Source organism: Microbacterium sp. IEGM 1404, from assembly GCF_030056775.1.
Classification (GTDB): Bacteria; Actinomycetota; Actinomycetes; order Actinomycetales; family Microbacteriaceae; genus Microbacterium.
Window position 1 is genome coordinate 89,062 of the sequence record NZ_JASHKP010000001.1, and the last position, 21,332, is coordinate 110,393.

The window sequence follows — 21,332 nt, forward strand, 5'->3', positions numbered from 1 at the left end:
GCGCGTAGGCTCGGGGCATGAGCCGGGCACTGTTCATCGTCGACGTCCAGAACGATTTCACCGAACGCGGCGCCCTCGGCGTCGTCGGCGGCGACGCCGTCGCGGAACGCATCTCGCGGTACCTCGACACGCACGCCGACGACTACGCGGTCGTCGTCGCCTCGCGCGACTGGCACCACGGCGACGACGACAACGGCGGCCACTTCTCGTCCGAGCCCGACTTCGTCGACACCTGGCCGGTGCACTGCGTCGGGGGCACCTACGGCGCCGACTACGACGAGGTGTTCGACACCCGCCGGGTCACCCATCACCTGAAGAAGGGGCAGGGGAAGCCCGCGTACTCGCTGTTCGAGGGCGTGACCGACGACGGTCGCACCGCCGCCGACATCCTCGACGAGCACGGGATCCGCGACATCGACGTCGTCGGCATCGCCACCGACTACTGCGTCCGCGCCTCCGCTCTCGACGCTCTCGAGGCCGGACGCGCGGTGCGCGTGCTGACCGACCTCGTCGCGGGCGTGCACCCCGATTCCAGCGCCGCGGCCCTCGCCGAGATCGAAACGGCCGGAGCCCGCCTCACTCGCTCCGAGTGACCTCGTCGTCGGCGCGGGGGATCGTGAGGGTCACGGTCGTCCCCGAGCCCAGTTCGCTGGTGATCCGCACGGTGCCGCTGTGCTCCTGCACGATGTGCCGGACGCTGGCCAGACCGATCCCGCTGCCGCCGTCGCGCGCATCCGCCATCCGGCCGCGCTCGCCCTCCTCGAGCACGGTCCGCAGGTCGTCGGGATGGATGCCGCGGCCCCGGTCCCGCACCGACACGGTGGCGCCCTCGTCGGTCTCGTAGACCTCCACCTCGATGACGTCGTCCGAGTACTTCGCGGCGTTCTCGAGGACGTTGGCCACCGCGCGGCGGAGACCGAGGACATCGCCCACGACCGGGACGGCATCCATCTGTCCGTAGGCGACCCGGTCCGGGGCGTCGCCCGGGAGCACGAGGGCGACCGCGCCGCGCGCCACGAGATCGAGAGTGGCGCGGCGACGACCCCGCTCGGGGCGCAAGTTCGCGTCGGCCATGAGCGCCTGGGCCATCGCGACGAGGTGGTCGCTCGCCTCGGCCGCGAGTCGAATGAGCCGATGGTCGGCGGGCAGTTCCTCGGCGACCAGCTCGAGGTAGCCGCGAAGCGCAGTGACCGGCGACAGCAGATCGTGCGCGAAGGTCCGCTGAAGAGCCGCCTGCTCGTCGGTCGACTGCTTCTCGCTCGTGAGGTCGCGCACGATCTTCACGAATCCGAGCACCTGACCCGATTCGCTGCGGATCGCCGAGATCGTCACACTCGCCCAGAACTCGCTGCCGTCCTTGCGCACGCGCCAGCCGACGTCCTCCACATGCCCTTCGCGCTGCGCGGCGGCGAGGAGCTTGTCCGGCAGACCGCGGCGGCGGTCTTCGTCGCGATAGAACCGCGAGAAGTGCTCGCCGACGATCTCGTGCTCCGCGTAGCCCTTGATGAGCTCGGCCCCCACGTTCCACCCGCGCACGATGCCGCCGCCGTCGAGCTTGACGATCGCAAACTGGTCGACCTGACCGTCCCAGTCCGGCGGGAGGGCGCGTCGGAGACTGGCGATGGGTCTCACCTCATCGGATGCGGGTACGGCGGGAAGGTAAGGGATGGCGTCGTCCTCGGCCACGCTCATGCGGGGCGGCCGATGAACGGCGGGATGCTTGCTGAGGGCATGCCCCGATCATGCCCCGCCGTGCGGGCGAAGACCAGCGCTTGACACGGCTCGTTCGCCGGACGTTTCGCGCAATGTCAGCTCACCGTGACCAGCGTGCGCTGCCAGCCGCTGGAACCGTTCGGGGCGATCGCCGCCTGCTCCTGGATCTGCACGTTGCCCTGCTTGTCGGTGGCGCGGACGGTGATGTAGTGCGAGCCGGGCTGCGCGTCCCACTCGAGGACCCACTGCACCCACGACTGGTCGTTGATGGGCGTCGACAGCGTCGCCTGCTGCCAGTCGCCGTCGTCGATGCTCACCTCGACGATCTTCACGCCGATCGGCTGCGCCCACGCCATTCCCGCGATGGGCACCTTGCCGGCCGAGACCGGAGTGCCGATCTTCGGCGTGTCCACGCGGGACGACATCTTGATGGGCGCCTCCGCGGAGTAGCCGCGCGGGGTCCAGTACGCCTCCATCTGGTCGAATCGCGTGACGGTGAGCTTGCTCACCCACTTCGTCGCCGACACGTACCCGTACAGACCGGGCACCACCATGCGCACGGGGAAGCCGTGCTCGAACGGCAGCGGCTCGCCGTTCATGGCCACCGCGAAGATGGCATCCAGGCCGTCGTCGGTGAGGGAGCTCAGGGGAGTGGATGCCGTGAACCCGTCGACGCTCTCGGAGAGCACCATGTCGGCGTCGCCCTGCGGGGACGCCATGCGCAGCACGTCGCGGATCGGCACGCCCTGCCAGATCGCGTTGCCGACGAGCCCGCCGCCGACCTCGTTCGACACGCACGTGAGGGTCACGCCGTACTCGTCGAGGCCCATGTTGACGAGGTCGTCGAAGGACAGCTCGATCGGCTTGTCGACCATGCCGTCGATGGTCAGGCGCCACGTCGACGGGTCGACGTTCGGCACGGTGAGGGCGGTGTCGACGCGGTAGAAATCGGCGTTGGGCGTGATGATCGGCGACAGGCCCGGGACGTCGAGCGACGCGCCCTCGGGGACGGTGACGGTGCTGCGCGTGGCCGGGAGGCGCAGCGCGTCGCGGGCTGCGGCGACCGACGCCGTGGCCGCGTTGACCACGCGCGCGCCCACGCCGACGACGACGGCGGTCGCGGCGGCGATGCCGGACAGCAGGAAGAAGCCGCGGCGGTCGACCCCGGCCGCGGTGGCGTCGCCCTCGGCGGCCGCGGAGGACCAGCGCCGCAGGCGACGGCTCAGGATGACGAGAAGGGCGACGCCGACGACGGTGCCGAGCACCGGCGGCAGCCACGCGAGCGCGGTGGCTCCGGCGCGCGTGACGATCGCGGCGGTGGCCAGGGCGCCCCCGACACCGAGCAGGATCGCGCCGACCGGGCGGAAGCGGTACTCCAGCACTCCGGCGACCGCCGCGGCGACGGCGGCTCCGAGGCCGACGCCGGCGAGCAGGGCGATCTTGTCGGACTCGCCGAAGACGGTGATCGCGAGCTCTTTCAACGGGCGCGGCACGATGTCGACGATGAACGACCCGACGGCGAGCACCGGGCTGGCCGATCGAGCCACGAGCACGGCGAACAGCTCGGCGACGGCCAGCAGCGCGGCCGCCGACACGAGTCCCGCCAGAGAGGCCCAGAACCAGCCTCGCGGACGCCGGACGGTGGTCGGCTCGTCGGTGCGGGCCGCGGTGTCGGTGGTCATGGCATCCCTCTTCCTCGTCGACGACGCACAGAGCACCGCCATATGGGTGATTCGGAGCGGGAGGCGGAACGGATGCCGCGGCCTCAGCCGATCTCGCGGGCGTCGAGTTCGCGCAGCGCCCGCCGCATGCTGGAGACGCTGCCGAACCCGGCGTCGCGCGCGACACGCGCGATCCCGCTCGCCCGGCCGGCGTCGGATTCCCTCAGCGATCGCGCCGTCCGGGCGCGCGCGACCCGCAGTTCGTTCGCGATCGACGTGCCCTCGGCCGACAGGGTCCTCTGGACGGTCCGCAGGGGGATGCCCAGAGCGTCGGCGACGCCCGCGGGGGTCAGCTCGGGATCGGTGTGCAGGGCGGCGATCAGGGCGCGCACGCGCGCGAGCAGGGGGACGGGGTCGGCGTCGTCGGTTTCGACGTCGTGCGGGAGGTGAACGGCGCTGCGCCCCAGCACGTGCAGGAAGTCCAGAACCCGGGGGTCGAGGCTGACGGTGCCCGCCTCCACGAGGTCGAAGGCCTGGGTCAGCCCGGCGATGAGGGGGAGCCCGACGAGCCTGTTGACGGCGAGACGACGGATCGACGGCGTCGGTTCGTCCGCGCGCAGTCCCATCTCCTCGATGACGCAGGCTTGGGACACCGCGACGATGACGTCGGTGGGAATCGGCGTCGAGATCTCTACTCTCGGCTCGTTGACGATGACCACCTCGTGGACCTGCGCCCCGGACGTCTCCGACCCGACGGTCACGTCGATGGGAAGCGACAGCGTGGAGAAGAGGAACACCTCGTCGCGCTGCGGCTCGAGCAGGGTGAGGGTCACTCGTGTCACGTTGCGGAGACGGTAGATGTCGGTGCGGCGGATGACCAGATGGCCGAGGGAGACCTTCCCTCCCTCGGGCACGCGGATCGCGAGGTTCTCCGTATAACGGACATTCTGTGCGCGATCCAACATTCTCTCTCCACTCTTCCGACCCTCTAGCATTCCAACCAACCGGCGTCGGCGAGGGCATCCCGTAATGCTTGGCGATTCCCCGTGTATCGGTCACGGAGCTTGCGGCGGATGTTGCGCAGGTGCACGTTGACGGTGTTCACGCTGATGCCCAGTCGTCGCGCCGCCGCCGCCGTGTCGAGGGGGGTGTCGCCGCACAGGAGACGGACGACGGCCTTCTCGCGTTCGGTGAGCGCCGAGGCTTCGGGGTCGGTGGCGTGATGCCATCCGGCCAGAGCCGTCGTGTGGAAACCGCTCGACGCCGATGACCGGGTCAATCCGCGTCGGACCAGGTCGACGAGGCCCCGCACGTCGTCCCGCGCGTCGACGGTGGCCCACACTCCGAAGCGGTCCGCCGTTTCGAGGATGTCGGCCGATCGCTCCGCCCCGTCGTACCGCAGGATCACGCGGCTCGACCCCGAACTCAGCGCGCGCAGCGTGCGGGGGAGGGTGCGCGAGTCCTCGTGCTCGGCCATCAGGAGGGTGACCCGCGCCGGATGGGGTTCGACCGGCGGACCCGCCACGACGGGGCGCCGCAGGGCGGCGCGCAAGTACTCGGCCATGAGGGTCGCGGCCATCCTGTGGGAGCTCGCGGCCCAGACGGCCGATTCATTCGTGGTTCGCGCGGTGGACATGGCTTGTTACGCTCCCGATGTGGGGCACGGGGAGCAGGTCCGGGGATCGACCGTCGACGTCGTCGACGATCTGTTGTCGATCGGTCCGGCGGTGCGGGCCGCGATCACGCTGGGACACACGTCGGTCGAGGTGGGCGCGGTGACCTCCTCGTGGGCCCAGTACGTCACCTCCATCGAGAGCGTTGCCCGATGCGTCATCGTCCGCGCCGAGCTGATGGACCACGTGCCGACGGCGCTGAAGGTCCGTGCGCTGCGTTCGGCGGGCGCGCGTCCCGTCGTCGTGGGGAACCGTCCGTCTCCGCGGCACCGCGCGCGCCTCCTCGACGTCGGGGCTGCCGCCGTCCTCACGCGCGACCACGACCTCTCCGACCTGCTCGACTGCCTCGACGGGTCGGAGCCTGCCGTCGCGGCGGAGCGGGCGATCCGGCCCCTGCTCAGCCAGGCGCGGCTATCCGATCGGCAGTTGCAGCTGGCCTGTCTGTTCGCCGGGCGGGGAGCGCCCTCCGCGGAGTGGCTGGCCCGCTGGCTGGGGCTGCCCGTGTCGTCGGTGCGCACGCACCTGCAGCGGGCCCGACGGGCGTTGGGAGCGGCGAATCGCGAGGAGCTGCGTGCGCGGCTCATCGAGGAGGGCTGGATGGACGCGCCGTGAGGGCGCGCGCGGATGCTCATCCCTTCCCCACCGCCTCGCGGCCGCCGGAGGGGATGCCGGACATCTCGGGGCACCCCGCGCCGACCGCTCTGATCGCGACGCACGGGTACGCCCACGCGCCGGTCACGACGACCACCCGGCGCGGTTCGCGCCGGTCTCCGACCTCGCGGTTCCCCGTCGATCGTCGCATCCGTCCCCCCGTTCCCCGTGGGCGGGAAGACGTGGCTCCTTCCACGGGGGAAGGGGACGAGTCCAACCGCACCTTTCGTGATCTTTCCGCGTCGGGAGCCGGCCCGGACCGGTGGCGTGGTGTGCATCGAATCTGGCGCGTACTGGTGCGGAATCGGTGGATCCGACCGTCCGCGCAACGACGGAGCCCCCGTCCGTCCCGTCGGCGAACGGAACGGACGGGGGCCCTGTGCGCTCACGCCGGGGTGGCGGTGCCGGTGAAGTTGATGGTGCCGGTGCCGCCGAGGAAGGAGGGGGTCACGACGCCGACCCCCCAGACGTCGAGGGTGTACGTCAGCGTGACGGGGCACGTGATCTCGATCAGCGACGGAAGACCGACCAGGATCACGTTCGCCTCGACGACGATCTTCGTGGGGCGGCGCGGGTTGCTGTTGAGCACGTAGGTGCCGCTGGGGAAGCTGAGGTTGCTGAACAGGAGGGTCCCGGGCAGAGCGCCGATCTGGCCGAACGTGCCGGTGCCGGCGGTGAGGCCCGTGCCGCTGTGCGTCGTGCCGTCGCTCATCGTGAGCGTCGCGCTCGTGGGGATGATCGTGTAGAGCGGCTGGAAGAGCGTCAGGTCGCAGCCGCGGGAGTCGAGCCCCAGCGCGCCCACGAAGGCCAGGGCGCCCGTATTGCCGACGACGACGGCCTGCGTCGTGACGGCGCCGAGCACGCCCGCGGTGAGGCAGGGCGGACAGGTCGGGCCCGTCGAAGCGGAAGCCAGCGGCGTGGCGACGGCCATCGCGACGATCGGGGCCGACCACGCGGCGCCCTTCAGAACGGTACGACGGTCGAGCCCGGTCGATGCCTCGGACATGGTGATCCCCCAGAGAGTGCGGTGTGACGGTCGATGGCCGACCGGTACCGCGACGCTAGGGGGGTGCGGAAAAGAGGGGAGGGGATGTCTACACGATGATTAGTTCACAGGTCGACACCGTCGAGAGGCTGCGGCTGCTGCGCCGCGACGGCCTCCTCGATGCCCCGGACCAGCGCGAAGATCTGCTCGGAACCGCGCACCGGGTCGGCGGGGATGGTGCCGTCGGCGGCGATCAGGAGCGCCGACGGGGTGTTCTGAAGCCCGAGCAGCCGCGCCACGGCGCCGGCATCGTCCCAGAGGCGCGGGCGGTCGAGTGTTCCGTCGGCGGGCGTGCGTTCGAGGAGGCGTACACGCACGCGGTCGGCGATGAGGTCGCCGTCGCGCAGGGTCTCGATGACGGTGGCACACGGGCTGCATCCGGTCTTCACGTTGATCAGGAGCACCGGACCCCCCGCGACGACTCCGCGCAGATCGACCTCACGGCCGACGCTGTCGCGCACCGTCGCCTCGGGCACCTCCAGCACGCGATCCTCGAAGGTCTCGGCGTCCTTCGGGAGGGCGGGGCCGAGGGTGATGAGCGCCGTGACGACGGCCGTGGTGAGGACGGCCGTCACGATCGCGAGCAGCTCGTCGGGAGCTGTCTGCAGGGCCTGCGTGACGGGGGCCGTCGTCAACGGATCGGATGCCACCGTCGCCAGCGACAGCGCCAGGAGCACCGCGTTGCGTGCGACCGAGCGTCCGCTGAGCACCTGGGTCGCGCCGAAGCAGTTGCAGGAGACCGCCTGCCCCGACCGGACGACCCGGACGACCAGTGCGGTCAAGACGGCCATGAGCGCCGCACCGCCCGCCGCGGCGATCCACCACGCGGGCGCCGGCAGCACCAGCAGGGCGATTCCCAGGACGATCTCGGCGATCGGATACAGCCGCGCGACGGCGTCGTTGCGCAGGATCGAGGGCAGCCCGAGGGCGGTGATCGTCTCCCGCGTGGTCGCGATGCCGCGGATCTTGGTGGCGCCGCTCACGAGGAAAGCTGCGCCGACCACGATCGTCGCGACGAGGTGGAGAATGGCCCAGGCTGTCATTCCTGGAAGCATAGGCGGCGGGGGCGGCCGCGGACCGCGGCTCACCCCCGCCGGGATCACCCGCGCGTGATGTCGGTGATGCGGCCCTTCGCGAGACGCAGCCGTCGACGCGCACGCCGCGCGACCGCCGAGTCGTGCGTGACCATGATGAGCGTGAGCCCCTCGGCGTTCAGCGCTTCGAGGACCGTGAGGATCTCATCGCGCATGTGCTCGTCGAGGTTGCCCGTGGGCTCGTCGGCCAGCAGCACGCGGGGCCGCTTGGCCACGGCCCGCGCGATCGCGACGCGCTGCTGCTGTCCGCCCGAGAGCTCGGTCGGGCGATGGTCGCCCCGGTCGGCGAGGCCCACGCGCTCGAGCGCCTCCGTGACGCGCCGACGACGCTCGTCGCGATCGAGGCCGAGCGGCTCGAGCCCCATGTCGACGTTCTCGGCCGCCGTGAGGGTGGGGATGAGGTTGAAGCCCTGGAACACGAATCCGATCTCGGCCGCGCGCACACGGCCCAGCTCGGTGTGGGAGGCCCGGGCGATGTCCAGGTCGCCGAGGCGCACACTGCCGTCGGTCGGACGGTCGAGCGCCCCGAGCATCTGCAACAGCGTCGACTTGCCCCCGCCCGTCGGGCCCTGGATCGTGACGAAATCGCCTGCCGTGATCTCGAGGTCGATCCCGTCCAGCGCCTTCACGATGCGCTCGCGCTGCCGGTAGGTGCGCGTGACGCCCTCCAGGCGGTAGGCCGGTGTCGGCACGACGGGGTCGGGGGAAAGGGGCGGAATACCGGTCATGGTCATGATGTCTCCCTGCGGATGAGGTGGGAACGGATGCCGGTCACGCGACCGAGCGGAGGGCGGCGGCGGGGCTGAGCCGTGCGGCGCGCCAGCCGCCGATGGCGCAGGCGAAGACGCCGCCGAGGACGGCGATCCCGACCGCCGCGACGACGACGGTGGGGGTGATGGGGGCGTTGAGCACGATGTCGGTGGCCTGCGACGCGGCCTGGCCGAAGCCGCCGCCGCCGCCCATCCCCGGTCCGCCCTGGCCGCCCTGACCGCCGGGGCCCGTGGCACCGGTCGAGGAAGCGGCGACCGAGATGGTGGGGGAGATGACGTTGACGAGCAGGATGCCGCCGAGCCCCAGGATCAGTCCCGCGGCACCGCCGATCAGCCCCTGCACGAGCGATTCGCCCGCGACCTGACGCACGACGCGGCCGTTGGACCAGCCGATCGCCTTGAGCGTGCCGAACTCCCGGGTGCGGCGGGAGACGCCGGAGAGGGTGAAGAGCACCGCCAGCGCCACGGCGACGGCCAGCACGACGATCGACAGCCAGGTGCCGAGGTTCGAGATCAGCGAGGACGCGCTGGACAGCGAGCCCGAGACCGTCGACGCGAGCTCCGACTGCGAGCTCACCGTCGCGTCCGGCAGAGCGGCCGTGACCTCGGCCTGCACCGTGTCGATGGCATCCGCGGAGTCCGCCTGCACGTAGACGGTGGAGACGACCGCGCCCACGCCGGCGAGCGACTGCGCGACATCGAGGGGGAGGTACACGTTCGCGGCGGTGTCGGCCTCAGCCGAGGCGGAGGCGACGATGCCGACGATCTCCATCGTGGTGCCGCCGACGTCGATCGTCCCGCCGACGGTGAGGCTGTTGGTGGTGGCGTAGGTCGCGTCGACCAGGGCGACGTCGGTCCCGGCGTCGGAGGCGGCGAGAGCTCGGCCGTCCGAGACCGTGACGGAGGTCAGCGGACCCACGGTCGCGGAGGGATCCACGCCGAGCACGCTGAAGGAGTTGATGTCGAACGCGCTGCCACCGTCACCGCCCGGTCCGCCGGACGGGGGTTCGCCCATGCCGCCGCCCTGCGCGCCGTCGGTGCTCGTGCCCGAGTCGGCGCTGCGGTCGGGGATCTCCCCCGAGAACGTGGTGTTGGTGAGTGCGAGGGCACCCGTGGCGGAGGCCACGCCGTCGAGTCCGGCCACGGTCGTCACGGTCGAGGCATCCAGCGTTCCGCGCATCATGTCCGTCATGAGCCGCGACTGGCTGAGCGACGTCGTGCCGTCGGAGGTGGATCCGTCGTCGGCGCCGAAATCGAATCGCGGGCCGCTGTCGCCTTCGCCGGGCTGGGTCTGCGCCCCGGTGACGGTGAGGTCGGTGCCCACGCCGTACACCGACGAGAGCGCCTGGGCTTGCGCGTCGCGCACCCCCGCGGAGAGGGCGTTGACGACGATCACCAGCGCGATCGCGACGGCCAGTCCGACGGCCACGATCACGGTCTGTTTGGTGCGGCCCGCGAGTTCGCGCCGCAGGTACGTCCAGTACATGGTTCTCCTTCCCGGCGCGGAGTGCGGCCGTGGCCCCGAAAGTAGGGACGGCGCCCTCATCGATCCCTCACGCTTCCTATGCGAGCGGTATGTCCGTCCTCCCGGCGGTCGATCCGCGGTCACCGCCTCGCACAGCAGGCGCATAGACATCGCAAAGACGGCGCATCGGATCGGTGAGTGCTGCTCTTGTCGGGCCTCGTGAGCATGGGGTCATCGAAAGGAGGCACCGATGAGTGCTCTGCAGAGAATGTGGCTCCGCACCCGGGTCGCCACAGCCATGGTCGCGGCCCTCAGCGCGGGTGCCGTGGCGGTCATCGCCACCGGGGTGGTCGACGGCTCCTCGGCGACCGAGGCGGCGACGTCGTCCACCACCACGTCCGACACCGCCGTGTCGACCGCGACGCCGACGCCGTCGGCATCCGCGACCGCTGAAACGTCGGACGCCGCGACGACCGACACCTCCGCGACGACCGACACCTCCGCGACGACGGATGCCACGACGACCGACACCACCGGCGGCACCGCGGCCGAGTCGAGCTCGGGGGCGTCCACCTCGGACAGCTCGACCGGTTCGTCCTCCGGATCGGTCTCGTCGTCGCAGTCCACGCAGTCCGACGCCACCTCGAGCGGGTCATGATGCGCGCCTCCTCCCTGTGGAGCCTCTGGTCCACCGATGCCGTCCTCGTCGTCGACGGCGACACGGAACGGCTGCCGCGCGGCATCCGCGACATCGACGAGCTGCGCGACGCCGCCCGCGAGATCGCCGACCGCGAGCTCGCCCTCGTCGATGCGGCCCTCAACCGCTTCCGCGGCGATAGCGAGCTGAACCGCATCGCCGCCGACCTGCCGACCGGAGCCCCGATCAGCGCGCTACTCACCGAGTACGTCGGCGCGGCCCTCGACGCCGCCCGCCTCACCGAGGGAGCCGTCGATCCGACCCTCGGCCGCCACCTGAGCGCGCTCGGCTACGACCGCGACATCGAGCTCGTCCTCGACGACGACCGGCCGGTGCGCGCCATCGCGACGGACGTCGCCGGATGGCAGCGGGTGGAGCTGCGGGGTCGACGCCTCCGCGTGCCGGCGGACCGAACGCTCGACCTCGGCGCCACGGCCAAAGCGCTCGCCGCGGACCGGGTGGCGGCGACCATCGCCGCGCGTCTCGACTGCTCGGTGCTGCTGTCGCTCGGCGGAGACGTGTCCACGGCCGGCCCCGAGCCGCGCGACGGATGGCACGTGCGCGTCCAGGACCTCCCCGACGAGCCGGCGACGACCGTGCGGGTGACAGCGGGCCACGCCGTGGCCACGTCGAGCACGCTGCGGCGGCGGTGGCTCCGCGGCGGCGAGACGATGCACCACATCGTCGATCCCCGCACGGGGCTGCCCGCGGATCCGATCTGGCGCACCGTGACGGTCGCGGCATCGCGCTGCGTCCTCGCCAACGCGTACGCCACCGCCGCGATCGTCCGCGGCGCCTCGGCCCGCGAATGGCTGGCCGACCGCGCGCCCGCACGACTGGTGGACCACCAGGGTCGGGTGCACACCGTCGGCGGCTGGCCGGCGGAGGACGCACCCGCGCACGCCGCGAGGGAGGCGATGAGCCGTGGATGAGGCGCTGTGGGCCCTCGGGCGCGGCACCGGGGTCGTCGGACTCGTGCTGTTGAGCCTCGCCGTCGTCGGCGGGATCGTCGTCCGCTCCGGCGCCCCGCTGCCGGGCCTCGGGCGATTCGGTGCGGCACGCCTGCACCGCGACATCGCGCTCCTCGCGACGGTGTTCATCGGCATCCACCTGGTCTCGCTGCTCTTCGACAGCTACGCCCAGTTGGACGTCGTCGACTTCTTCGTGCCCTTCCTCGCGGCGTACCGGCCCGTGTGGCTCGGACTCGGCACGCTCGCGATCGACCTCGTGCTGGCGGTGGTGGTGACCGCGTTGCTGCGGCACCGGATCGGTGCCCGCGTGTTCCGTTTCGTCCACCGCGGCACCTACCTGCTGTGGCCGCTGGCCCTCGCCCACGCGATCGGCGCGGGAACGGATGCCGCCGAGCCCTGGTTCCTCGTGACGGTCGCGGCGTGCGCTGTGGCGGTCGCGGCGGCGGTGTCGTGGCGTCTGGTCCTCCGGGCCCGCGAGCGCCGCGCCGCCGATCCCGTCGCCCCGGTCGAACGTCCGCGTGCACGGGTGGGGGTGGCCTCGTGACCGCGTCGCGCCTCCTGTCGGCCACCGGTCCCGACCTCGCCGCCCACGTCGCGGCGTTCGGTGCCCGTCCGTCGCCGTCCCTCGACCGCCTCCTCGGCGAGCTCGAGAGCGCGGGGCTGGAGGGGCGCGGCGGGGCCGGATTCCCCGTCCACCGCAAACTCGCCGCCGTCGCTCGGGCCGCGGTGCTCGGCGGGGCCCCGATCGTCGTCGGCAACGGCAGCGAGGGCGAGCCGCTCAGCGCGAAGGACCGGGTGCTGCTGCAACGCGCCCCGCACCTGGTCATCGATGGACTGCTGATCTGCGCCGAGGCGTTGGGCGCCGACGAGGCCCACCTCGTGGTGCATGCCGATGCGCGACCCGCGGTCGAGAAGGCCCTGGTCGAACGGCGGGATGCCGCGATCGTCCGGGTGCACGTGGCCGATCACGGTTTCGTCGGGGGCGAGGCCTCGGCGCTCGTCGCCGGTGTGTCCGGGCGCCCCGGTGTGCCCTCCGACCGGGTCGTCCGTCTCGCCGAGCGGGGCCTGCGCCGCCGGCCGACGCTCGTGCAGAACGTCGAGTCGCTCGCCCAGGTGGCGGTGATCGTGCGCGGCGGCGCCGAGGCGCACCGGCGTCTCGGCCGCGCCGGCGACGCCGGCACCCGGCTGGTGAGCGTCAGCGCGCCCGGAGCGGCGCCGATCGTGTTCGAGGTCGAGGGCGGAACGCCGATCACCGAGATCCTGGCCGCGGCCGGGGTCCTGCACGAGCCGGCGGCCGTCCTGGTCGGAGGATTCCACGGCACGTGGCTCCCACCCGAGGCGCTCGACGCGCCCCTCTCGCCCCGCGGCCTCGACGAATGGGGGGCGTCGCCCGGCGCCGGCGTGCTCCACGTCGTCTCCCACGGCGACTGCGGCATCCGTGGGACGGCCGACATGCTCGCCTTCCTCGCCGCGGCGTCCGCCCGGCAGTGCGGGCCGTGCCTGAACGGCCTGCCCGCGATCGCCGCGTCGATGCGGGCGCTCGCCGCGGGGCGGGACACCCGGGACGAACTGCGGCGCATCGCCGGCCTCGTCGACGGTCGGGGCGCCTGCGCGCACCCCGACGGGACCGTCCGACTGCTGCGGAGCGCGCTGACGGTGTTCGCGGACGATGCGCAGGCCCACACGGAGGGGCGCTGCCGCGCCGGAAGAAGGGTGAGGTCATGACGAAGAACCTGCACGTGGACTGGACCGCCTGCACGGGGCGCGGGGTCTGCGCGGAGCTGCTGGCGGGCGTGGTGCGCACCGACGACTGGGGGTACCCGCTCGCCGAAGGCGGAACCGACATCGTCGTCCCCGCGGGCCGCGAACGCGACGCCCGGGATGCCGTCGCCCTGTGCCCGCGCCTGGCCCTGACCTGGAGAGGCTGATGTCGGCGCGGTCGGCTCGCCCCACCCCCGTGGAGAGGGCATGCTGATCCCCATGGTCATCGCACGGCATCCGCTCACCCGCCCCGACGGATCACCGATCCGTGCCCTCGTGGTCGACGACGAGGTCAACCTCGGCGAACTGCTGCGCATGGCGATGGCGAACGAGGGCTGGGAGGCGCGGGCGGTCACGAACGGCCGGGAGGCCCTCGACGTCATCCGCGAGTTCGACCCCGACCTGCTCGTGCTCGACGTCATGATGCCCGGTATCGACGGCGTCGAGCTGCTCACCCGCGTCCGCGCCGGCGGCAACGACGTGCCCGTGCTCTTCCTCACCGCGAAGGATGCCGTGGAGGACCGCATCGCCGGGATCGCGGCCGGCGGCGACGACTACGTCACCAAGCCCTTCAACCTCGAGGAGGTCGTGCTGCGCCTGCGCGGCATGGCCCGCCGTCACGTGGCCGCCGCGGCCGAAGCCGACAGCCTCCTGCGGGTGGGCGACCTGTCCCTCGACGAGGACGCCTACGAGGTCCAGCGGGCCGGGGTCGCCATCAAACTCACCGCGAAGGAGTTCGAACTGCTCCGCTACCTCATGCAGAACGCGCGCCGGGTCGTGAGCAAGACGCAGATCCTCGACACCGTGTGGGGGTACGACTTCGGCGGCAGCAGCGGGGTGGTGGAGATCTACATCTCGTATCTGCGGCGGAAGATCGACGCGCTCGGAGAACCGTTGATCCACACCGTGCGCGGTGTCGGGTACACCATCAAGTCCTCATGACCCGCCGGCCGCTGACGCTGCAGAGGGCCCTCGTGATCGGCGCGAGTGCCCTCGTCGCCGTCGCCCTCCTGATCATGGGCGTTGCCACCCTCACGGCGCTCCGCGCGTTCGTCTACGACCGCCTCGACGAGCAGGTCCAGGGCGGTCTGATGATGGTGGGGGGACAGCGCGACGGCGGGCACGGACAGTTCTCCGGCACCGATGCCGGCGCGTCTCCGGCACCGGGTCCCAGCCCCTCCAGCACGAGCGGGTCGGGAGGACGGGGGCCGTCGCCGCGCGTCGGTTCGCTGCAGCTCGTCGTCGCCGCGGACGGAAGCGTCCAGTCCTCCAGCTACACGCAATCGGACGGAACGGTCGTCACCCTCTCGACCGACCAGGTCGCGATCCTCCGGGCCGACGTCCCGACCGACGGGGTGCCCGTCACGGCGGACCTCGGCGGCGACCTCGGGGCGTTCCGCGTCGCGGCGCGGGACTCGGACGGATCGACCGTGTTCTCGGGGATCTCGCTCGCCGATTCGGCCGCGACGACGACGGCGTTGACGACCATCCTCGTCGCGGTGGGCGCGGTGACCTTGCTCGCGGCGATCGCGGGGCTGTCCGTCCTCGTCCGCCGGGCCCTGCGTCCCCTGGACCGCGTGGCCGCGGTCGCGCAGCGCGTGTCGGGACTCTCCCTCGGCCGCGGCGACGTCGACATCCCCGACCGGGTCGCCCAGTCCGACACCGACACCCGGACCGAGGTCGGACGGGTGGGCGCGTCGTTGAACGACCTGCTCGGGCACGTGCAGGCCGCGCTCGCCGCGCGGGCGCACAGCGAGAACGAGCTGCGGCGATTCATCGCGGATGCCAGCCACGAACTGCGCACGCCCCTGGCCAGCGTCCGCGGCTACGCGCAGCTGACGCTCTCGGGGCCGGAACCGATGTCGTCGACGCAGCAGCGCTCGCTCGAGCGCATCGAGTCGGAGTCGCGGCGCATGGGGACCCTCGTCGAGGACCTCCTGCTCCTCGCCCGGCTCGACGCGGGCCAGCGGCTGCGGGTGGACGACGTCGAGCTGCCGCTGCTGGCGATCGACGCCGTCAGCGACGCGCAGGCCGTCGACCGGGAGCGGGAGTGGCGGCTGGACGTCGCGTCGGACGACCCGCTGACCGTTCCGGGTGACGAGGATCGGCTGCGCCAGGTGGTCGCGAATCTGCTGCGCAACGCCCACACCCACACGCCGCCCGGGACCGTCGTGACGACCTCGATCCGCCGCGAGGGCGACGAGGCCGTCCTGAGCGTGACCGACACCGGCCCCGGGATCGACCCGGTCGTGGCCGACACCCTGTTCGAGCGCTTCGCGCGGGGGGATCGGGCGCGCAATCGCGACGCGGGGAGCACGGGACTCGGGCTCTCGATCGCGCAGGCGATCGTGCTCGCGCACGGCGGTTCGCTCGCGGTGCGGAGCCGACCGGGGGAGACGACCTTCACCGTGCGGCTGCCCGCGTTCCGGTCTTCCCCCGTCACAGCGGACGCATAGCGTTCCACAGCCCACGCCGAGGAGCGGGGAGGGACCGGTTAGTGCCCCGTCCGTAGACAGGGGGCATGGACAACGCACCCCGCCTCCCCGGATCCCCGGGCGATCGAGAGCCCGCTGCGGGCGCCTCGCCCGACCCGTCGACGCCGGCCCCCGACGCCGCCGCCGGCCGGCAGCGGGCCGGCGGCCGGGTCGTCACCCGGCGCACCGTCCTCCTGGGCGGTGCGGCGGCGCTCGTCGCCGTCGGCGGCGGAGCGTGGTGGGCGGCCGACCGGTTCCTCATCCCGCACGTCCAGGTCGCCGACGTCTCGTCCTACGAGGCGGAGCACGTCAGCTCCGCGGCGAGCGCCGCCGCCGACGCCGCGCGACCGCGACGGCCTCGGCCGAGACCACGCTGACCGACACCTCGTTCAGCGACGGCGCGACATCCATCGCCCTCTCCACCGTCTCGACCGGGTCGGGTTCGTCGGCCCTCACCTACTACGTGGCCGAGGTGACCCTGGGGGATGCCACGGCTCTGCGCTCGGCCTTCGCCGACGACCAGTTCGGCGAGAACATCATCCAGACCACGAGCGAGATCGCGGAGGCGCACGGCGCCGTGTTCGCCATCAACGGCGACTACTACGGGTTCCGCTCGACGGGGATCGAGATCCGCAACGGCGTGGTCTACCGCGACGAGCCCGCACGTCAGGGGCTCGCGTTCTTCCTCGACGGGCACGTCGAGGTCTACGACGAGACGCAGACCTCCGCCGACGCCCTCGTCGCCGCCGGGGTATGGAACACCCTCAGCTTCGGACCGGCGATCGTCGAGAACGGCACGGCGGTTGCGGGGATCGACGCCGTGGAGATCGATACGAACGTCGGCAACCACTCGATCCAGGGGGATCAGCCGCGCACGGCCATCGGTGTGCGGGGCGACAACGACCTCGTGTTCGTCGTCGTGGACGGCCGTCAGTCCGGCTACAGCGACGGCGTCACGCTCCCGGAGCTCGCCGACATCCTGATCTCGCTGGGCGCCACGACGGCCTACAACCTCGACGGCGGCGGCAGCTCGACGATGTACTTCAACGGCAGGGTCGTCAACTCCCCGTCCAACGGCGGCGAGCGCGGCACGAGCGACATCCTGTACGTGGCGGGCTGACCGGTGTTCGTCCTGATCCCCGCCTTCGAGCCCGGTCCCGCGCTCCCCGGCCTGGTCGCCGATCTGCGGCGCACCGATCCCGATCTCGATGTCCTCGTCGTCGACGACGGGAGCGGCCCGGGGTTCGCCGAGGTGTTCGCGGCCGCGCGGGAGGCGGGCGCCCGGGTCGTGACGCACGAGGCCAACCGCGGCAAGGGCGCGGCCCTGAAGACCGGGCTGGCCGACATCGCCGTCCACTTCCCGGATGCCGATGTCGTCACGGCCGACGCCGACGGCCAGCACACGCCGTCCGACGTGCTCCGCGTGGCCGACGCGCTCCGTGAGGACGCCGGGCGCGGTCGGAGCGCTCTCGTTCTCGGGGTCCGGGATTTCGGTGGCGACGTGCCGCTGCGCAGCAGGGTCGGCAACGCGGTCGCGCGGAGCCTGTTCCGCGTCGCCACGGGGCGCCGCGTGACCGACACGCAGACGGGCCTGCGCGGCATCCCCGCCGACCGGATCCCCTGGGCCCTCGGCATCCCGGGGGAAGGGTTCGAGTACGAGCAACGCGTGCTCCTGCGTCTGGCGCCCGACGGGGTGGCGGTGCGGGAGGTGCCGATCGCGACGGTGTATCTCGCGCGCAACGCCTCCAGCCACTTCCGTCCCGTGCGGGATTCGCTGCGGGTGCTGATGCCGGTGCTGCTGTTCGCCTCGTCGTCGCTCGCGGCGTTCGTCGTCGACACGATCGCCCTCTTCGTCCTCGACCTCGTGACGGGGTGGCTGGTGCCCTCGATCATCGCCGCCCGCATCCTCTCGGCGACCGTGAACTTCGTCGTCAACCGCCGCGTGGTCTTCCGCGCCCGTGACCAGGCGGTGACGGGACAGGCCGTGCGCTACGGCGTGCTGGCGCTGGCGCTCCTGGCCTCGAACATCGCGTGGATGTCCTTCCTCACCGAGAACGGGCTCGCCCTGCTTCCGGCGAAGGTCGTCACCGAGGGCGTCCTCTTCGTCTTGAGCTACGGCGTGCAACGCGCGCTCGTCTTCCCTCGCGCGGATGCCGCGCCGCCCGCCCGCACCGTCCGCGTCGACACGGCCCCCCTCGTGACCGCGGATCCGGATGCCATGACCACCACACCCACCACAGGGAGAATCCGATGACCACCACCGCCCTTCTGCTGGCGGCGACCGATCTCGTCGCCGCCGTCGTCCTCAGCGCCGTGTACTTCCACCGCCACCGCCGTCGCGACCTCGTGGTCGCGTTCCTCGGGGTGAACGTGGGCGTGCTCGCCGTCGCGTCCGTGCTCGGCACGGCCGAGGTCGCGCTGGGTCTCGGACTGGGGCTGTTCGGGGTGCTGTCGATCATCCGGTTGCGCTCGAGCGAGATCAGCCAGCGCGAGGTCGCCTACTATTTCGCGGCTCTGGCCATCGGCCTCATCTGCGGACTGCCTCACACCGACCCGGCGACCCCGTTGCTGCTGGTAGGACTGATCGTCGCCGTCCTGGCGATCGCCGACCACCCGCGTCTGCTGTCGCGCGCGCGGCACCAGACGGTGCACCTGGACCGGGCGATCGCCGATGAGGCGGAGCTGCGGGCGGAGCTCGGTCGTCTGCTCGGCGGCGAGGTGACCGCGCTGACGGTGCAGCAGCTGGATCTCGTGGATGACACCACGCTCGTGGACGTGCGGTACCGGGTGCGCCCCGCCGGGGCTCCCGTCGCGTCGCGGGTCGATCCCGCACTGGGCTCCGAGGTGCGGGCGGCGGCGCCCGCCGACACCGGCTTCGCCGACCTCCTCGGCGGTGGCCGATGAGCGCCCGCGAGCGCGTCGGCGCCGCGCTGGAGGTCCTGCCGCCGGTGTCGCTCGAAGAACTCACCGAGGATGCCGCTCTGCTCACGCGCGTGGATCGCAAGTACCTCGTGCCCCTGGCCGCCGCGGGGGAGCTGCTGGAGGAGCTCGGCCGGAGAGCGGACGCGCCGCGGGTGCTCGAGATCGACGCCCGGCGCGAGATGGCGTACCGGTCGGTGTACTTCGACACCCCCGACCTGCTCAGTTTCCGGCTCGCGGCGCACGGGCGCCGGCGGCGGTTCAAGCTGCGCACGCGCTCGTACCTGGACACCGGGTCGACGTTCCTCGAGATGAAGACGCGGGGAGCGCGGGGCGCGACGCAGAAGGATCGCGACGCCTACCCGGCGGCCGTGCCCGACCGTCTCACGGCGGCGGCGCGCGACGAGGTCGCTCTCGCCCTGGATGCCATCGGCATCCCCGCCACGCGCGCCGACGACCTCGACTCCCGGCTCCAGACCCGGTACCGGCGAGCGACCCTGCTCCTGCCCGGTGACGGGGGAGCGCCGTCCTCCCGGGCGACCGTCGACCTCGACCTCGAGTGGATCGATGCGGTCGGCGGCGGGTTCACCCTGCCGCGCTTCGCGATCGTGGAGACGAAGTCGCCGGGGCGCGCCGGACGCCTCGACCGTGCGCTGTGGCGCGCGGGTCACCGGCCGTCGCGCATCAGCAAGTACGCCACGGGCCTCGCCGCCCTGCATCAGGATCTGCCCCGCAATCGCTGGGCGAGGGTGCTCGCGGGTCCCCTCGCCTCCGCCGTCCCCACCCCCGACCCCGACCGAAAGGACGTGCCATGCGCCGCCGCCTGATCCCCTTCGCCCTCCCGCTGGCCGTGGCCGGCCTCGTCCTCGCCGGGTGCGCCGTCACGGCCCAGCCGGGGTCCTCGACCGACACCTCGACCTCGACGTCGCAGACCAGTACCGAGACCATCGCCGAGGTGGACTCGACCATCCCCGCGGCGGCCGCCGACCTGCTCGCGTCGAACGCCGACGGAACGGTCGTGAAAGACGACGAATGGAGCATCGCGGATGCCGTCGACGTCACCCTCTCCGGGACCACCGCGACGAGCGATTCGTCGGCGGTCGCCGTCGATGGGTCGACCGTGACGATCTCCGCCGCCGGCGTCTACCGCCTGAGCGGCACCCTCGACGGACAGGTGGTCGTGGACGCTCCCGAGGACGCGCTCGTCGTCCTCGTGCTCGACGGCGCGACCGTGACGAACGCCGACGGCTCGGCCATCCACGTGGTCTCCGCCGACGACGTGGCCGTGAATCTCGCGGCGGGTTCGACGAACACGATCACGGGGGCGAGCTCGGCCGACGCCGACGCGAGCGCGGCGATCTACGCCGACACCGACCTGACGATCTCGGGCTCGGGGTCGCTCGCGGTCACCGACTCGGGCAACGACGGGATCTCCGCCACCGACGACCTCGCGATCATCGGCGGCACGATCACCGTGGATGCCGCCGACGACGGTCTCCGCGGCAAGGACTCGCTGGTGGTGAAGGACGGAACCGTCTCGATCACCGCGGGCGGCGATGCGCTCAAGAGCGATCAGACCGACGACGCCACGCAGGGATACGTCTGGATCGCCGGGGGCACCATCGACGCGACCGCGGGTGACGACGGCATCGACGCGCAGACCGACGCCGTCGTCACCGGCGGCGCGCTCACTCTCGCGACCGACGACGACGGCATCCATTCCGAAACGGCCCTGGCCATCGCCGGCGGACAGGTCGACATCACCCGCTCGTACGAGGGAATCGAGTCGGCCGACATCCGCATCGCCGGCGGAGCGACGAGCGTGACCTCGTCGGACGACGGTGTGAACGCGTCGGGGAACTCGACGTCGGGCGGCGGCGGGGGCGGAGGTGGAGGTGGAGGCATGCAGGACTCCGGTGAGACGCTCACCATCTCGGGGGGAACCCTGCGGATCGACGCCGACGGCGACGGGCTGGACTCCAACGGCACGATCTCGATGACCGGGGGCGAGGTCACGGTCTACGGCCCGACCTCGAACGGCAACGGCGCGCTCGACTCCAACGGCGGCATCACGGTCTCCGGCGGCACGCTCGTGGCGATCGGCAGCAGCGGCATGGCCGAATCCCCGGAGACGTCGTCGGCGCAGGGCTGGCTCGCCGCCGCGGTCGACGGCTCCGACGGCTCGTCGATCCAGATCACGGATGCCACGGGCGCGGTGAGCGCGTCCTACACCGGTGTGAAGGACTTCCAGACGGTGGTGTTCTCGTCCGCCGCGATCAGCTCCGGTCAGTCGTACACCGTGACGGTGGACGGCACGTCGACGACGGTGGCGGCCGGTCAGGCCGTGTCCGGCGGGATGGGAGGAGGGATGGGCGGCGGCCGCCCCTGAACGACCGCGCGGGGCCGTGGAACGGGGCAGCTGCCCCCGTCCCACGGCC

The 21,332-nt window shown here is 72.3% G+C and carries 21 protein-coding genes and 1 pseudogene; 14 read left to right on the forward strand and 8 right to left on the reverse strand.

Annotation, left to right across the window (positions count from 1 at the left end; genetic code table 11):
* Positions 1–17: 17 nt before the first annotated feature.
* Positions 18–593: an isochorismatase family protein gene (locus QM517_RS00435; protein ID WP_283284353.1), complete on the forward strand. Its 576-nt coding sequence runs from the start codon at positions 18–20 to the stop codon at positions 591–593.
* Here QM517_RS00435 and QM517_RS00440 read toward each other — a convergent pair.
* The 4 genes from QM517_RS00440 to QM517_RS00455 form a co-directional block, all read right to left on the reverse strand.
* Positions 577–1,692: a sensor histidine kinase gene (locus tag QM517_RS00440; protein WP_283284354.1), complete on the reverse strand. Its 1,116-nt coding sequence runs from the start codon at positions 1,690–1,692 to the stop codon at positions 577–579. The genes QM517_RS00435 and QM517_RS00440 overlap by 17 nt on opposite strands.
* A gap of 116 nt (positions 1,693–1,808) precedes the next feature.
* Positions 1,809–3,395, reverse strand: a complete 1,587-nt coding sequence (locus QM517_RS00445) for a molybdopterin-dependent oxidoreductase (protein ID WP_283284356.1) — start codon at positions 3,393–3,395, stop codon at positions 1,809–1,811.
* 83 nt (positions 3,396–3,478) lie between these two features.
* Entirely contained in the window at positions 3,479–4,339 is an 861-nt protein-coding gene (locus QM517_RS00450; RefSeq protein WP_077052126.1) for an AraC family transcriptional regulator, read from the reverse strand.
* A gap of 23 nt (positions 4,340–4,362) precedes the next feature.
* Positions 4,363–4,953: a helix-turn-helix transcriptional regulator gene (locus QM517_RS00455; RefSeq protein WP_160897426.1), complete on the reverse strand. Its 591-nt coding sequence runs from the start codon at positions 4,951–4,953 to the stop codon at positions 4,363–4,365.
* Here QM517_RS00455 and QM517_RS00460 point away from each other — a divergent pair.
* Positions 4,937–5,659 carry a helix-turn-helix transcriptional regulator gene (locus QM517_RS00460; protein ID WP_283284360.1) on the forward strand — a complete coding sequence of 241 codons (723 nt, stop codon included), beginning with the start codon at positions 4,937–4,939 and terminating at the stop codon, positions 5,657–5,659. The genes QM517_RS00455 and QM517_RS00460 overlap by 17 nt on opposite strands.
* A gap of 424 nt (positions 5,660–6,083) precedes the next feature.
* Here QM517_RS00460 and QM517_RS00465 read toward each other — a convergent pair whose 3' ends face one another.
* The 4 genes from QM517_RS00465 to QM517_RS00480 all read right to left on the reverse strand — a co-directional run bounded on the left by QM517_RS00465 (position 6,084) and on the right by QM517_RS00480 (position 10,093).
* The gene (locus QM517_RS00465; protein WP_077052123.1) at positions 6,084–6,704 is read right to left on the reverse strand and encodes a hypothetical protein; all 621 of its coding nucleotides are present in this window, start codon (positions 6,702–6,704) and stop codon (positions 6,084–6,086) included.
* Between the two features lie 104 nt (positions 6,705–6,808).
* Positions 6,809–7,786 carry a MauE/DoxX family redox-associated membrane protein gene (locus QM517_RS00470; RefSeq protein WP_283284363.1) on the reverse strand — a complete coding sequence of 326 codons (978 nt, stop codon included), beginning with the start codon at positions 7,784–7,786 and terminating at the stop codon, positions 6,809–6,811.
* A 56-nt stretch (positions 7,787–7,842) separates the two neighbouring features.
* The gene (locus tag QM517_RS00475) at positions 7,843–8,571 is read right to left on the reverse strand and encodes an ABC transporter ATP-binding protein (protein ID WP_083735160.1); all 729 of its coding nucleotides are present in this window, start codon (positions 8,569–8,571) and stop codon (positions 7,843–7,845) included.
* Between the two features lie 37 nt (positions 8,572–8,608).
* On the reverse strand, positions 8,609–10,093 hold the full coding sequence (locus QM517_RS00480) for an ABC transporter permease (RefSeq protein WP_283284367.1): 1,485 nt from the start codon (positions 10,091–10,093) through the stop codon (positions 8,609–8,611).
* Between the two features lie 229 nt (positions 10,094–10,322).
* Here QM517_RS00480 and QM517_RS00485 point away from each other — a divergent pair, with 229 nt between their 5' ends.
* The 12 genes and pseudogenes from QM517_RS00485 (at position 10,323) to QM517_RS00545 (ending at position 21,283) form a co-directional block, all read left to right on the forward strand.
* Complete coding sequence (locus QM517_RS00485; RefSeq protein ID WP_283284369.1) at positions 10,323–10,730, forward strand: hypothetical protein; 408 nt, start codon at positions 10,323–10,325, stop codon at positions 10,728–10,730.
* The gene (locus QM517_RS00490) at positions 10,730–11,701 is read left to right on the forward strand and encodes an FAD:protein FMN transferase (protein ID WP_202400777.1); all 972 of its coding nucleotides are present in this window, start codon (positions 10,730–10,732) and stop codon (positions 11,699–11,701) included. Before QM517_RS00485 ends, QM517_RS00490 begins: the two co-directional genes overlap by 1 nt.
* Positions 11,694–12,284 carry a ferric reductase-like transmembrane domain-containing protein gene (locus QM517_RS00495; protein WP_283284372.1) on the forward strand — a complete coding sequence of 197 codons (591 nt, stop codon included), beginning with the start codon at positions 11,694–11,696 and terminating at the stop codon, positions 12,282–12,284. Before QM517_RS00490 ends, QM517_RS00495 begins: the two co-directional genes overlap by 8 nt.
* Positions 12,281–13,465 (forward strand): NADH-ubiquinone oxidoreductase-F iron-sulfur binding region domain-containing protein, encoded by a 1,185-nt coding sequence (locus QM517_RS00500; RefSeq protein WP_283284374.1) that lies wholly within the window; start codon positions 12,281–12,283, stop codon positions 13,463–13,465. Before QM517_RS00495 ends, QM517_RS00500 begins: the two co-directional genes overlap by 4 nt.
* On the forward strand, positions 13,462–13,668 hold the full coding sequence (locus tag QM517_RS00505) for a ferredoxin (protein WP_278102240.1): 207 nt from the start codon (positions 13,462–13,464) through the stop codon (positions 13,666–13,668). Before QM517_RS00500 ends, QM517_RS00505 begins: the two co-directional genes overlap by 4 nt.
* Before the next feature lie 40 nt (positions 13,669–13,708).
* Positions 13,709–14,443 carry a response regulator transcription factor gene (locus QM517_RS00510; RefSeq protein ID WP_283284377.1) on the forward strand — a complete coding sequence of 245 codons (735 nt, stop codon included), beginning with the start codon at positions 13,709–13,711 and terminating at the stop codon, positions 14,441–14,443.
* Complete coding sequence (locus QM517_RS00515; protein ID WP_283284379.1) at positions 14,440–15,957, forward strand: sensor histidine kinase; 1,518 nt, start codon at positions 14,440–14,442, stop codon at positions 15,955–15,957. Before QM517_RS00510 ends, QM517_RS00515 begins: the two co-directional genes overlap by 4 nt.
* Before the next feature lie 65 nt (positions 15,958–16,022).
* Positions 16,023–17,095 (forward strand): annotated as a pseudogene (locus tag QM517_RS18765) (phosphodiester glycosidase family protein).
* Positions 17,096–17,098: 3 nt separating this feature from the next.
* Entirely contained in the window at positions 17,099–18,229 is a 1,131-nt protein-coding gene (locus QM517_RS00530) for a GtrA family protein (RefSeq protein ID WP_283284385.1), read from the forward strand.
* Complete coding sequence (locus tag QM517_RS00535) at positions 18,226–18,879, forward strand: DUF4956 domain-containing protein (RefSeq protein WP_283284387.1); 654 nt, start codon at positions 18,226–18,228, stop codon at positions 18,877–18,879. Before QM517_RS00530 ends, QM517_RS00535 begins: the two co-directional genes overlap by 4 nt.
* Positions 18,876–19,721 carry a polyphosphate polymerase domain-containing protein gene (locus tag QM517_RS00540; protein ID WP_283284389.1) on the forward strand — a complete coding sequence of 282 codons (846 nt, stop codon included), beginning with the start codon at positions 18,876–18,878 and terminating at the stop codon, positions 19,719–19,721. The genes QM517_RS00535 and QM517_RS00540 overlap by 4 nt, the downstream gene beginning before the upstream one ends.
* A complete protein-coding gene (locus QM517_RS00545) occupies positions 19,706–21,283 on the forward strand; it encodes a carbohydrate-binding domain-containing protein (RefSeq protein WP_283284391.1) in 1,578 nt (525 codons plus the stop codon). The genes QM517_RS00540 and QM517_RS00545 overlap by 16 nt, the downstream gene beginning before the upstream one ends.
* Positions 21,284–21,332: the final 49 nt, after the last annotated feature.